General features: G+C 61.8%; 7 protein-coding genes. 2 read left to right on the top strand and 5 right to left on the bottom strand.

The features are described 5' to 3' along the window. Positions 1-30: 30 nt before the first annotated feature. Positions 31-1,560, bottom strand: a complete 1,530-nt coding sequence (locus tag ACM3N8_RS21875) for a cyclic diguanylate phosphodiesterase (RefSeq protein WP_043556283.1) — start codon at positions 1,558-1,560, stop codon at positions 31-33. 301 nt (positions 1,561-1,861) lie between these two features. Between ACM3N8_RS21875 and ACM3N8_RS21870 the strand changes: the two genes are divergently transcribed. Beyond that, positions 1,862-2,767 (top strand): TIGR01777 family oxidoreductase, encoded by a 906-nt coding sequence (locus ACM3N8_RS21870; RefSeq protein ID WP_241326763.1) that lies wholly within the window; start codon positions 1,862-1,864, stop codon positions 2,765-2,767. 99 nt (positions 2,768-2,866) lie between these two features. Here ACM3N8_RS21870 and ACM3N8_RS21865 read toward each other — a convergent pair whose 3' ends face one another. Then, the gene (locus ACM3N8_RS21865) at positions 2,867-5,314 is read right to left on the bottom strand and encodes an ABC transporter permease (protein WP_416016583.1); all 2,448 of its coding nucleotides are present in this window, start codon (positions 5,312-5,314) and stop codon (positions 2,867-2,869) included. Further along, the gene (locus tag ACM3N8_RS21860; protein WP_416016582.1) at positions 5,311-6,030 is read right to left on the bottom strand and encodes an ABC transporter ATP-binding protein; all 720 of its coding nucleotides are present in this window, start codon (positions 6,028-6,030) and stop codon (positions 5,311-5,313) included. The genes ACM3N8_RS21865 and ACM3N8_RS21860 overlap by 4 nt, the downstream gene beginning before the upstream one ends. A gap of 163 nt (positions 6,031-6,193) precedes the next feature. On the opposite strand from ACM3N8_RS21860, the gene ACM3N8_RS21855 reads away from it, so the two are divergent. Beyond that, the gene (locus ACM3N8_RS21855; RefSeq protein WP_043138031.1) at positions 6,194-6,793 is read left to right on the top strand and encodes an arylesterase; all 600 of its coding nucleotides are present in this window, start codon (positions 6,194-6,196) and stop codon (positions 6,791-6,793) included. 84 nt (positions 6,794-6,877) lie between these two features. On the opposite strand, the gene ACM3N8_RS21850 is transcribed toward ACM3N8_RS21855, so the two are convergent. Beyond that, positions 6,878-7,822: a chemotaxis protein CheV gene (locus tag ACM3N8_RS21850; protein ID WP_042870959.1), complete on the bottom strand. Its 945-nt coding sequence runs from the start codon at positions 7,820-7,822 to the stop codon at positions 6,878-6,880. Positions 7,823-8,141: 319 nt separating this feature from the next. Then, positions 8,142-14,717 (bottom strand): VCBS domain-containing protein, encoded by a 6,576-nt coding sequence (locus ACM3N8_RS21845; RefSeq protein WP_416016581.1) that lies wholly within the window; start codon positions 14,715-14,717, stop codon positions 8,142-8,144. Positions 14,718-14,730 lie beyond the last annotated feature (13 nt).

The raw sequence follows: 14,730 nt of genomic DNA, 5'->3' as shown, positions 1-14,730 counted from the left end.
TATGTCCCGCCCTCTGGGGAGCCGGACCGCTCAGGCGCTCAGCGCGCTGGCGAACGCCTTCATCGGCATGGGGCGGCCATAGAGATAACCCTGCAGGAAGGTCACCTGACGCGCTCTCAGGTAAGCGGCCTGCACCTCGTTCTCCACCCCTTCGGCGACCAGCAGCAGACCGAGCCGGGTCGCCAGGTCGATGACGTTCTCCACTATGTGGCTGGAGAGCGCATCCGAGCCTATCATGCCGACGAAGCTCTGATCGATCTTGAGAAAGTCGACCTGGAACTGCTGCAGATAGGTGAGGCTGGAGTGGCCGGTACCAAAATCATCGATAGCAATGAAGACCCCCAGCTGGTGCAGCTCGGCGAAGAGCCGGTCCGTCACCTCGTCCGCCACTATCAGCTCCCGCTCCGTCAGCTCCAGCACCAGCTTGATGGGGTTCTCCCTGAAGGCGTTGATGAAGTCGCGGCAATCCGCCACCAGGCTCAGATCCTTGCAGTGGCTGGCGCTGATGTTGAAGCCAAAGTGGAATCCCCTGGGCAGGGTATGCACAGCGCCGGCAAACTGATCGCGCACCTGCTCCATCAGCAGCCGGGTCATGGGCACTATCAGGCCGCTGTCTTCCGCCAGCGGAATGAAGCGATCCGGCGAGATCAGTCCCTGACGGGGATGCTGCCAGCGCATCAGCACCTCGCAGCCGCACCAGTGGGCGTCATCGCCGGTCACCACGGGTTGCAGATAGGGGATGAACTCCCGCTGATCCAGCGCCCGCCGCAGCTCTTGCGAGGGGGACGTCGAGCGGCCGGTCAGCCAGAACACGCCAAATCCCACCAGTATGCCCAACAGGGGATAGATGATGATGCTGGCCTTGGAGTAGTGCCAGATGTGGCTGCCGTACTCGTCGTGGGACAGGTCAGTGACCACCCGGTATTGATACTTCTCCGATACCTGTTCCAGATAGCCGCGTGTTTTGGGCGGGATCTCCTCACTGACCATGCCGCTGGCCAGCATGGCCTGCGACCCCACCACCAGCGCCAGCGGCGAATTTCGGCTCAGCATGTCGAGAATGTTGTGCAGATAGTAGCCATCCACCCCGACCAGCACGCTGTAATCCCCCACCGCCTGCCGATAGACAACCAGCGGCCGATCCGGCGTCACCGGGTTGCCCCGCATCAGGTCGAGCTGACCACCGGCATAGTCGGCCAGCGCAAAGGGGCCGCTATAGGCGCCATAGAGGGAGGAGCAATAGATGGTCTCTCCCCTGGCCAGGTTGACGGTGCGCACATCCGGCACTGTCGCCACCTGATCCCGCAGCCCCTGTACCACCTCGGCGCAAGGTCGCCCCACACCGCCCTGAACCATGGACGCAGCCCTGTGGGCATTGTCCAGGGTTCGGTCAAACATGCGTCTGGCATGCAGCAACCTATCCTCGGCATCCTGCTTCATGCCAGAGAAGGTCTGCCATGAGATGATCAGCACCCCCAGCAACACGGGGAGCAGACTCGCCAGCAGGGAGGCCCCCAGCCGGGTGTAGAACTGGCGTAACCTTAAACGACGAAATGGCATGGTCATCCTCACGGCAACGGCGAAAAAGCGGGCAAGTCTACTACTCTCCGCCCCCCTGACAAGTCATTCTGATACAAACAACAGCAAGAAAGTTTGGCCTGATTGGCACCGAACCTCGTCGAAACAGGGCTTGCAGCCACATCTTCAACGGTTCTGGAGCCTGACAGCCTTGCCTCCCCTGACAGGGTCCAAGCCTGGCTCCCCTCTGCGCAGTGAAGATTATAATCTTTGCAAAAACAGTTGCTTGTTCATCTTGCGCCAGCCCACTAGAGTAGAGCCAACAGCGTCAGGGAGTCTGGACATGAAAATACTGATCACGGGAGGAACCGGTTTTATCGGCCGCCGTCTGGTGGCCCATCTCAAGGTCAACCACGAGGTGGTGGTACTGACCCGTCAGGGCAGCCGCGCCTATGAGCTGCTCGGCCACGACGTCAAACTGCTCGACAATCTGGATCGGCTCGACGACCTCAACGACGTGGATGCCGTCATCAACCTGGCGGGCGAGCCCATCGCCGCCGGACGCTGGAGCGAACAACGCAAGCAGCTGCTGTGTGACAGCCGCTGGCTGCTGACCGAGCAGCTGGTCGATCTCATCAAGCTCTCCAGCACGCCGCCCAGGGTGCTGATCAATGCCTCCGCCATCGGCTGGTATGGCAGGCAGGGGGATGTGGCGCTGGACGAGCAGTGCCGGACGCCCCACGACGAGTTCACCCACCAACTCTGCCAGCAGTGGGAAACCCTGGCCCGCGAGGCCCGCAGCAACCGCACCCGGGTCTGCATAGTGCGCATCGGGCTGGTGCTCGGCACCGATGGCGGTGCCCTGCCCAGGATGCTGACCCCCTATCGCCTCGGTCTCGGCGGCCCCATGGGATCGGGCCAGCAGATCATGAGCTGGATCCACATTCAGGATCTGGTGCGCGCCATGCTGTTCCTGCTGGAGCACGAGGAGTGCGACGGCATCTTCAACGGCACGGCGCCACTGCCGGTCAGCAATCGCGAGTTCAGCCAGAGCCTGGCCAGCGCCCTGCATCGACCACACCTCTTCTTGGTGCCGGCCCCCCTGCTGCAACTGCTGATGGGCGAGGCGGCCGACCTGCTACTCACCGGCCAGAAGGTGCTGCCCGCTCGTCTGCAAGAGGCCGGCTTTCACTTCACCTACCCGGAGCTGCCCCAGGCCCTCGCCAATCTGTTGAGCACGCCCCGCTGACTGGATCCTGCAAATCAGGCAACCGGATAGCAATCAGCCCGGCCATTGGCCGGGCTGATCCGTTATTGCGCCTGGTGGCATCCGCGCAGGATGCTGTGATTACAGCAGGCCCTGACCCAGACCACGCAGCCGATCGCTCAAGGTGCCCGCCAGTAACTGGCGCTGCATGCCCTGCCCCGCCAGCATCACCAGCAGGGCGCCCAGCAAGGGCAGGCCAGCCCAGATGGCCCAGTGGAACTGCCACTGCCCCTCGAACCACCACCATTGCAGACCGAAGGAGCAGAGCTCGACCACAATGGCGGCGCACAGCCCCGCCAGCAGACCGCTGGCGACCAGCTCCCAGCGCAGCATCTTCTTGAGCAGCTCGCTGCTGGCCCCCAGGGTGCGCATCAGCAACAACTCGCGACGGCGGTGGGCCATGCTAGCCTGGGTCTGGGTCAGCAGCACCAGCAGCGCCGCCACAGTCACCAGCCCCAGCATCAGCCCCAGCGCCCGGCTCACCTGCTCAGACACAGCCGTCAGCCGCACTATCAGATCGTCCACATCGATGAGGCTCACCGTAGGGTGTCTGCGGATCAGATCCACCTCCGCCACCCGTCCCTGCTCCGGCAGCCGATAGCTGCCGAGCCAGGTCTGGGAGAAGGGGGCCAGCACGTCCGGCGAGAAGATCATGTAGAAGTTGGGCCGCATGTTGTCCCACTTGATGGCCCGCAGGCTGGTCACCTGCGCCTTGAAGCTGCGCCCCTCTATGGTGAAGCCCAGGGTGTCGCCGAGCGCTATGTCGAGCCGCTTGGCCAGATCCTTGTCCACCGACACCTGGCCGGGGCCATCCAGCCAGCGCCCCGCGGTCAGGGTATTGTCCGGCGGCAAGCCGGTGGTGGTGGTGAAGTTGAGCTCGCGGTTCACCCCTTCACGGCCATCCTCGTCGCTGTCTCGCACCGCCTCGCTGGCGATGCTGACCAGCCGGCCCCGCACCATAGGATAGAAATCCGAGGTCAGGGCGCCAGCACTGTGCAGATCGGCCAGGATCCCCTCCCGCTCGTGGTCGGCTATGTTGACCAGGAAGCGGTTGGGGGCATCCGCCGGCAGGCGGGCGGAGAAGTCGTCGAGCAGGTCGACCCGCACCGCCCACAGCAGACCGAACAGCATGAGCGCCAGCGCAAAGCCCGCCAGCTGGAACAGGCCGCTGCCGCGCTCGCGGGAGAGGTGACTGATGGCCAGACGCAGCGCATGGGGGCCCTTGACCCGGCGACCAAACCGCAGCAGCAGGGAAGCGATCAGCGCCAGCAGACCCATCAGCAGGCCCATGCCGCCGATCAGCCCCAACGCCAGGGTCACATCGGCGGTAAAGCCCCACACCAGACCAAACAGGCCGAGCAGGGCGACCGGCAGCGCCAGCCAGGGCGGGATCCCCGCCTCCAGCTCGCGGCGCAGCACCCGCAGCGGCGGCACCTTGAGCAGCCGCAGGAAGGGCACGAAGGCCAGCAGCAGGGTGATGAAGAAGGCGACCGCCAGACCGAGAGCAAAGGGTCGCCACGACGGCGGTGGCAGATCCGCCGGCAGCAGGTTGCCCAGCAGATGCAGGGTCAGCCACTGCATGGCGCTGCCCGCCACCAGACCGATGAGCGCCCCTGCCAACGTCAGGGAAAACAGCAGGGTGCCCATCAGTTGCCAGAGCGTGCGACGGGAGGCCCCCAGCGTCTTGAGCAGAGCAACCATGTTGGTCTGGCGCTCGGCGAAGTGGCGCACCGCTATGCCCATGGCCAGCGCCCCCAGCAGCACCCCGGCCAGGGAGGCTAGCCGGAAGAAGCGCTCGGCATTGGCCAGCGAACGCCCCACCTGGGAGCCCTGATCGTCCGGCTTGATCAGCTTCTGCCCCGCTTTGAGCTTGGGCCTGAGCCAGCGCTCATAGCCGGCAACGTCCTCGCGGGCCCCCTTGAACAGGTAGCGCCACTGCTGGCGACTGCCCGGCAGCAGGGCACCTGTCGCCTCTATGTCAGCGCTGTGGATCAGGGCCCTGGGCGCCAGCAGGAAGGGGCTGAAGCCCTGATCCGGCTCCTGCCCCAGCTCACCCGCCACCTTGAGGAGGGTGTTGCCCACCTCCAGTTCATCGCCAATTTTCGCCTCCAGCAGCTGCATCACCCGGGCCGAGAGCCAGATCTCGCCGGGCGCCGGCGCGCGCTGGGGGCTAAGTTCCAGCTTGCCGTAGAAGGGGAAATCGCTCGGCACGGCCCGGATGGAGGCCAGTTGCAACGCATCGCCATGAAACAGCATGCTGTTGAAGCTGACCGTGGTCTGCACCGACAGGCCCGCTTTTTCCGCCTGCTTGAGCCAGGCAGCCGGGGCCGGCGTGGCTGAACGCAGCGCCCGATCGGCGCCGATAAAGTCACGCCCCGAGGCCTTGAGCCCCGCATCCAGCCGGTCCGCCACCAGGGCCACGCTCAGCACGCAGGCCACACTCAATGCCAGCGCCAGCACGAACCAGCGCAGCTCGCCGCTGAAGCCTTCCCGCCGCAGCAGCTTCACACCCAATCGCCACCGACTCATAGCGGCTCCCTGACTCGGGAGGCCGCACCGGGTGCTGTCGCATCCGCCTCCAGTCGCCCCGCCGCCATCACCAGTTGCCGCTGGCAACGCTGGGCCAGCTCGTGGTCATGGGTGACCACCACGAGCGTGGTGCCGTGCTCGCGATTGAGCTGGAACAAGAGCTCGATCACCGTCTCCCCCGTCTTGCTGTCCAGGTTGCCGGTCGGCTCATCGGCCAGCAGCAGGCTGGGCCTTGTCATGAAGGCGCGGGCGATGGCGACCCGCTGCTGCTCGCCGCCGGAGAGGCGCGGCGGCAGATGGTGCAGCCGCTCGCTGAGCCCCACAGCCGCCAGCAACTCGCGCGCCCTCGGCTCGCAACGGGTCTCGCCACGCAGCTCGGCGGGCAGCATGACGTTCTCCAGTGCGCTCAGGGTGGGCAGCAGCAGGAAGGACTGGAAGATGAAGCCCACCTGCTCGGCACGCAGGCGGGCACGGCCCTCCTCGTCCAGCTGCACCAGCGACTGACCGAGGATCTCTATATCCCCCTGGCTCGGCAGATCCAGCCCGGCCAGCAGCCCCAGCAGGGTGGATTTGCCGGAGCCGGAGGCGCCGACCAGCGCCAGGGTCTCGCCGGTATTGACTTGCAGGTCGATCCCTTCAAGGATGGTGAGGCTTTCCTGGCCCAGGCGAACGGTTTTGCCCAGACCCTTGACGACAATGATGGGAGTTGAACTCATGATGCGTTTCCTGTTTGCCCGGGCCAAAAAGTGGGGAGTGACCCCGTGATGTCTATCCTGCTCACCCCGGCATTGAATGACAATGCATGCCGGGTGTTGGCATCATCACACGTATCCCCTTTGCCCGGATCTTTGATGACAATGAATGATGGGAGTTGAATGCATGACACGTTTCCTGTTCGCCTTGTGTTGCCTGGTTTCATCGGTGCAGGCCCAGACCCTGCTGGTGCTGGGCGACAGCCTGAGCGCTGGCTATCAGATGCCGGCGGAGCAGAGCTGGCCTGCCCTGCTCAATCAGAAATGGCAGCAGCAGGGCGGCGAGCATCAGCTGGTCAACGCCAGCATCAGCGGTGAGACCACACAGGGAGCCCTGGCCCGCCTGCCCGCCCTGCTCAAGGAGCATCAACCGGACTGGGTGCTGATCGAACTGGGTGGCAACGACGGGCTGCGCGGGTTCGCACCCGCCATCACCCGTGACAATCTGACCAAGATGGTGGCCTTGACCAAGGCGCAGCAGGTGAAAACCGTGCTGACCCAGATCCAGCTGCCCCGCAATTACGGGGCCCGCTACCTGCGCCAGTTCGAGCAGATCTTCCCCGAGCTGGCGGCCGCCAACCAGCTGCCGCTGATGCCCTTCTTCATGGATGATATTGCGCTGCGCCCTGAACTCATGATGAACGATGGCATCCACCCCACGGCCGCGGCCCAGCCTCAGATCCGCGACCGGGTCGCCAGCTTTATCGAGCCCCTGCTGACCCAATAACGCCCCAATAACCATACGCAGAAAAGGGCACTGTCGGCCCAAAACAAAGATCCCGCCGAGGCGGGATCTTTGTTTGCATGAGCATCAGCGTTCCAGTATCTGGCGCAGTCGCTCCTGGGCCACCCCGACCAGCAGGTCTGGCTGGAATTTGGAGATGAAGCGGTCACACCCCACCTTCTTGACCATGGCTTCGTTGAAGTTGCCACTCAGGGAGGTATTGAGGGTGATGAAGAGATCGGACATGCGGGCATCGCTGCGGATCTCGTGGGTCAGCCGGTAGCCATCCATCTCCGGCATCTCCGCATCCGTGATCATCAGCAGGATCTCGTCGGTCACCTTCTTGCCCGCATCGCACCAGCCCTTGAGCAGATTGAGCGCCTGCAGGCCATCCTGGCACTCGATCACCTCCAGACCCAGCTGGCCCAGGGTTTCCCGCACCAGATTGCGGGCCGTGCTGGAGTCATCGACGATGAGCACCTTGCGGCCATGCATCTCGGGCAGTATCTCCCGATCCAGCACCTCTTCCGAGATGCGGATGTCATAGGTGATGATCTCGGCCAGCACCTTCTCTACGTCGATGATCTCGACGATCTGGTCGACACCATCTTCGGGAATGCGGGTGATGGCGGTCAGATAGTTCGCCCGCCCGGCGGAGCGCGGTGGCGGCAGTATGTCCTTCCAGGTCATGTTGACGATATGGGCCACCTGCCCCACCAAGAAGCCCTGAATGGTACGGTTGTACTCTGTGATGATGAGGTTGGACTCGCTGTCGATGGGCATGGCGCGCATACCGATGGCGCTACGCAGGTTGATTACCGGGATCGAGGTGCCACGGATGTTGGCCACCCCGCTGATGTTGTGGTGCGCCCCCGGCATCTTGTTAAGATGGGGCAGCTTGACCACTTCCCGCACCTTGAACACGTTGATAGCAAACAGCTGTCGGGATCCCAAACGGAACATCAACAACTCCAGACGGTTCTCCCCTACCAGCTGGGTACGTTGATCCACTGAATCCAATATGCTCGCCATATAAAGCCCTTACGTCCGTTTCCCGAGTCTCGCCATAGTATAGAAGGGTCAGAATCCCAACACGACCCGTATTCTTATCCTATGTCGGCAAGATGATGACTGAACTTGATGAAAAAAAGCGAGATTCGGCTCAAGGCCGGACTCTCTTCACACTTATCAATAGCAAACTGGCCGGCTCGATCGCGCCCAAGGCTACCTGTGTGGGGAACATCCTTGATATCCTAGGCAAAAGCACCGCCATCAGCATCCATACCCCCGATAACCAGCCATAAAAAAAGCGGCAGATTGCTCTGCCGCTTGTTGCGCTGCCCTGACGGGATTACTTGTCGATATCCAGCAGATTGTTGCTCAGCATGTAGTCGATCACCTGGGAAGAGGTGGATGCCGCGCTGCCGGTGAGGCTGTCGAACGTGTGGTTCATCAGCACTATCTCCTGAGTCACCGGGGCCGTGCTGGTCTCCTTGACCTGCAGGTGCACACCCTCACTGTCCTGGAACACAGAGAGCAGGCTCTTCAGGTCGGTCTGGTTGTGGGAACCATCGTGATCCAGCAGATCGCTCAGATCCAGCTTGTCACCCTCAGCCTTGGAGAAGTCGACCACGTAATCCTTGGCGATGGCACCTGCCGTGGTATCCCCCTGCTGCCAGGTGAAGATATCGGCCCCCGCATCCCCCTTGAGGATGTCGTTGCCCAGACCACCGACCAGAATGTCGTTGCCCAGACCGCCGCTCAGGGTGTCGTTGCCGGCGCCACCATACAGGGTATCGTTGCCGCTACCACCATAGAGCTGGTCATCGCCCAGACCGCCGAGCAGCATGTCGTCACCGGCACCGCCGAACAGTATGTCGTTGCCGGCACCACCATCCAGAATGTCGTTGCCACCCTGACCGAACAGAATGTCATTGCCTTCCCCGCCGATCAGTACATCCGCCTTGTCATTGGTGGAGGACTGATCGAAGTCGGCGGCATGGCCCGTGATGTAGTCATGAACCTGGGCATCGGTCACTGAACCGGCACTCAGCTTGCCAGCCACGTACTGCTTGATGGCCGCGTAGCCTTCTCCGTTGATACCGGCGAAGTGAACCGCATCACCGAACAGGATATCGTCACCGGCACCGCCATCGATCCGGTCACTGCCCGGCAGGTTGTTCACCGAAGTACCCAAGATAGCGTTGGCCAGATCGTTGGCAGACACGTTGGACTGCACGATCTGGTCACTGTCAAACAGCTTAAGGGTCTCGATAGAGACGTTCCTACCTATCCCGATGGCTTGCAAGGTCACATTGTTAGCAATTAGGAGCGGCAACACTGCCAGTGCATTTTGCAATGCCCAAGGCTCATAACCATCAGAGTCAAAGCTAGAGATCTCATAAGTACCGTCGCCTTGGGCACGGTGAGTACCAATGATATTTGAGCGCCAAGCTCCATTATCCCTTTGATACCATTGATTAATGTTCCCATTGCTATCAATCAGAACCCGATCTTGCCCACCAATGTTGGCATAGAAGGTTTGCCCTGAAACATAATTGTTAACGTTGACAAACGAATCCAACCGATCATTCGTCGTGGTGTTCACAACAGGATTGGTATTTTCATTGATGTAATAAGTGTTAGGTGCCCCATCAGTAATGAAATAAGCGAGGTTCTTGGCGTTGGTATTCGACTTGGCCACATCGCTATTGAACCAGTTCGAAGTGCTCTTCAGCGCATCCTCATAGTTGGTTGAACCGCTGCTGCCATCCATGCTGTTGATGATGGCCTGCAACTTGGTCAAGGCATTGGGATCCTTCAAATCCACACTGATGGACTTGTTGGCTTGGGAGTCAAAGTCCACCAGGAAGATATTGACCTTGCCCGCACCCTCAGTACCAGCACTGGTCTTGAGAGTTGCAAACACCTGGCTCAACTGGGTTTTCATGGTTGCCATGGCGCTGGAGCCGATACTGCCCGAACTGTCGACCATAAAGGCGATGTTGTAGTTCTGGCCCGGCAGCACCACGCTGCCGTCCAGGTCGCCGACCACGATATTGTGCTCGCTGCCATAGACACGGTTTTGATCGCCCGGCTCCCCTTCGGTGGAGAGGAAGTAGCTCATGCGGATCGAATCCTGATCCGATGCGCTGCTGGTCTGGTCGGTCACCACCTCCTTGGCGATGGCCTCTACCTTGAGGTCAAACTGGCCCGCATTGCTGCCCGGCACCCGCAGGGTCAGGCCGGTCAGCTTGACGTCCAGCGCGCTCTGGTTCCAGAGGCCGGTGAGCGTCAGCTTGCCATCCGCACCGACTGTGCCCAGCGCAGTGCCGCCCTGATACAGGGTCGCACCATTTGGCATGCCGCTCAGCACCAGGCTGTCGAGCTGTTCACTGCCATCACGATCGGTCAGGGAAGCACTGATCTCGAGGGGATAATCCACCACGCTGGGCTGTACCGCCGTCAGGGTGCCATCGGTCTGATTGAACTGGTAGATACCGTCATCAAACTGAACCAGCTCGATGTCATAGAGCGACTTGCTGATGGTGGCGCCGTTCTCCTTCACCAGGAAGTTGAAGCCGCCATCACTCCTGCGCTCGATGACATAGTTGGCGCGTGAGCCCATCAGCACGGCCAGGTCTGTACCTGCGCCGCCATACAGGGTGTCACCACCCAGCCCGGCCACCAGAATGTCGTTACCCACGCCGCCATCGAGCGTATCGCCCGAGACAGAGTTGCCACCGACCAGCACATCATTGCCCAGGCCGCCGACGAAGTAGTCACCACCGCCCTTCACGCTGACGATGTAGTCGTTGCCATTGCCGCCCACCACCTGATCCTGGCTGGTGGTGCTGTCAGTCAGGCTGTTGGTGATGCCGAAGCTGCCCTTGTTGAAGCTGCCGCTCTGGAACGCACCGGTCGAGATACCGGACGATGGGTATTGGGTATAGAGCGGCACGCCATTGCCGGTCAGGCTGATATCCACCACCGGCTTGTCAGCCACGGCAGCTATGTCGATCACCAGCTTGCCGGAGTTGCTCAGGTTGGCACCGTCGCTGATCTGGTAACCCAGGCTGGCGTAGTCTCCTTGCTGGTTGCCCGTCGCCGCACCGTTGCCATTGACGGCACTGGTGCTGGATTCATTGAGACCGGGAACGAAACGCAGATGGCCACTGTCGATATCGGCGTAGGAGATGAGATCCCCCGCCTTCACGGCAATCCACTGACCGGCCGCATTGAGATACTCCAGCTTGCCATTTTGCGGCAGGGTATTGATCTGCACGCTCAGATCAGACGCAGCCTGATCATCGCTGGCACCAAACTGGGACCATTTCAGTACCAGCGGCGTGTCTTCCGTCCCCACACCGTGTCCACCCGTGGTCACGGGCGCGCGGTCGTTGTCGATGATAGTACCGGTGCCGTTCTGGCCACCCACTGTCACCGTCAGGGTCTCGTTCGCCTCGACCAGTCGATCGTTCACGGTCGGTATGGTCACGGTAAAGCCGGATACCCCGGCCGGCACAGTGATCTTGCCGGTAGCGCTGTTGTAGATCACCCCATTGCTGAACTGGGCTGTGCCCCAATCAAGGCTGGAAGCCGGGTTGGTACCGCTGCCCCCGATGGCGAAGTCATACTGGGTCGCCTCCTGGGTCGTGTCGGACAGCACCACAGTATGCAGCAGATTGCCGCCTTCCACTGCACTCTCACTGGACACCGACTGTACTATCGGAGTGAACAGCGGCTTGGTCGCGAAAGAGCCCAGGCTGGCATCGCCATCCGCATCCACTACCTTGATCTGGAAGTCGATGTCGCCGTCCCCCAGTGGCTTGGACATGTTCTGATACTGGAAGAACTCCCACTTGCCGGTGGCCGGGGTAAATTCCAGACGGAACACCAGGGTGCCATCGCTGGCCTTACCTATCAGGGTATTGGCCGATTCCATGGTAGTGGTAATCAGCTTGCCGGTGGCCGTGGTCAGCCCGGTCTCGTTGGAGCCGAGCAGCTGCATATAACCCTTGCCATCTGCCCCCCACTGCGGAGTGACGGAGCCAGAACCGTAAGCGATGGCCGGCGCCGTGGTGGCACCGAGGAACTCTATGCTCTTCACGGTAAAGTCGCTGTTGTCGGCGTACAGACCGTTACCATTGTTGGTGGCCTTGATGACCATGGTATCGAAGCCACCCTGCTGCACCTGGAAATTGCCCGCATAGTCGCCACCCGCAGCATTGGAGCTGAAGGTCTGGGTACCGATCAACACGCCACCGCGATAAAACTCGACCACGCCGCTCTCCAGCTCGCCACCGAACATCTGGCTGAACTTGATGTTGGCGCCATAGGCCACCTTGCCCGCATCCAGCTTGATGGTCAGCTGCTCGGAAGCCGAGGTGCCATTTGCGAAGTGGCGGAAATCAACTTCGTTGGCGAGGTTGTGATTGGGCGAACCCACGCTGGAGACCCCCAGCCCGGAGCTGGAGCCATTGACATTGGCCATGACCAGCGCCGAGTTGGTTGACGAGGCAAAGCCCAGCGCCGTGATGCTGAAGCCTGACACGTTCAGGGTCGTCTGATTGCTGCCACTGTACTTGGTCAGATCAAACAGGCCGGTCAGGGTGTCAGGAATATTGGTCTTGATGACGGACACGGCCGCGGCATCGCCAGCGATCGGCGCATCATCCTCGACGGTGACATTCAGCTTGCCTGTGGTCGTGCCATTGCCATCGGAGACCTTGACGTCCAGCTGGAACGACAGGGAATCCTCCTGGCCCTTGACCGGGTGGTCAAGCGGCGCCTTGAGGGTCAGATCATAGGCCCAATCGCCCTTGCCGCTGGCGTTCGGGGCGGTCAGCTTGACCTCGACCACCGCCTTGTAGCCGTCGCTACCCAGGGTACCGGTATAGCCAACCAGTGTCTTGCTGCCGGCATCCCAGTTCCACTTCACCTCGGCACCACCGGAGGTCAGCCCCGCCGGTCCACCCAGTGAAACAGCCAGGCTGCTGCTGTCCACATCACCGATGGAGATAGTGCCGGACATGCTCTTGGCATCCGTGGTATCCGGGTTGCCACTGATATCGGCAATACCGTTGGGCAAGCCCTCTTCGGAAACAGTTGCGCCATTGGAGATAGACAGGGTTGGCAAATCATTGGTGCCGTTGATCACCACTGTCACTGTGTGGGTGGTGCCATCCACTGACTGCACGGTGAAACTCTCGACCTTGGTTTCGCCCAGGCCCAGGTACTGCACCTTGCTGTTGTCGACGTTGTAGCTCCAGGTGCCGTTCTCGGCGATGGACAGGTTGCCCAGCGCACCATTGCTGGCCACGCCCGCCCCAACCACAAACTTGGCCTGACCCTGATCCGCATCGCTCACGGTCAGCACACCAGTGTCGGTCAGCTTGCCGCTCACCACGTTCAGATCTTCGGTCACCGCACCCAGGTCATCCCCCGCCACCACGGCACCGTCATTGACGCCGGTGATGGTGATGATGACGGTATGGGTGGTGCCGTCCACCGACTGCACGGTGAAGCTCTCGACACGGGTTTCACCCAGGCCCAGGTACTGCACCTTGCTGTTGTCGACGTTGTAGCTCCAGGTGCCGTTCTCGGCGATGGACAGGTTGCCCAGCGCACCATTGCTGGCCACGCCCGCCCCAACCACAAACTTGGCCTGACCCTGATCCGCATCGCTCACGGTCAGCACGCCAGTGTCGGTCAGCTTGCCGCTCACCACGTTCAGATCTTCGGTCACCGCACCCAGGTCATCCCCCGCCACCACGGCACCGTCATTGACGCCGGTGATGGTGATGATGACGGTATGGGTGGTGCCGTCCACCGACTGCACGGTGAAGCTCTCGACACGGGTTTCACCCAGGCCCAGGTACTGCACCTTGCTGTTGTCGACGTTGTAGCTCCAGGTGCCGTTCTCGGCGATGGACAGGTTGCCCAGCGCGCCGGCACTGGCCACGCCCGCCCCGACCACAAACTTGGCCTGACCCTGATCCGCATCGCTCACGGTCAGCACGCCAGTGTCGGTCAGCTTGCCGCTCACCACGTTCAGATCTTCGGTCACCGCACCCAGGTCATCCCCCGCCACCACGGCACCGTCATTGACGCCGGTGATGGTGATGGTGACGGTATGGGTGGTGCCGTCCACCGACTGCACGGTGAAGCTCTCGACACGGGTTTCGCCCAGGCCCAGGTACTGCACCTTGCTGTTGTCGACGTTGTAGCTCCAGGTGCCGTTCTCGGCGATGGACAGGTTGCCCAGCGCACCATTGCTGGCCACGCCCGCCCCGACCACAAACTTGGCCTGCCCCTGATCCGCATCGCTCACGGTCAGCACGCCAGTGTCGGTCAGCTTGCCGCTCACCACATTCAGATCTTCGGTCACCGCACCCAGGTCATCGCCCGCCACCACGGCACCGTCGTTGACGCCGGTGATGGTGATGGTGACGGTATGGGTGGTGCCATCCACCGACTGCACGGTGAAGCTCTCGACCTTGGTTTCGCCCAGACCCAGGTACTGCACCTTGCTGTTGTCGACGTTGTAGCTCCAGGTGCCGTTTTCGGCGATGGACAGGTNCACCACGTTCAGATCTTCGGTCACCGCACCCAGGTCATCCCCCGCCACCACGGCACCGTCATTGACGCCGGTGATGGTGATGGTGACGGTATGGGTGGTGCCGTCCACCGACTGCACGGTGAAGCTCTCGACACGGGTTTCGCCCAGGCCCAGGTACTGCACCTTGCTGTTGTCGACGTTGTAGCTCCAGGTACCGTTCTCGGCGATGGACAGGTTGCCCAAGGCGCCGGCACTGGCCACGCCCGCCCCGACCACAAACTTGGCCTGCCCCTGATCTGCATCGCTCACGGTCAGCACGCCAGTGTCGGTCAGCTTGCCGCTCACCACGTTCAGATCTTCGGTCACCGCACCCAGGTCA

The organism is Aeromonas sp. A04, assembly GCF_047780465.1.
Taxonomy (GTDB): Bacteria; Pseudomonadota; Gammaproteobacteria; order Enterobacterales; family Aeromonadaceae; genus Aeromonas; species Aeromonas bestiarum.
Note: the sequence above shows the minus strand (reverse complement) of the source record. Positions and strands in the feature narration are given on the sequence as shown.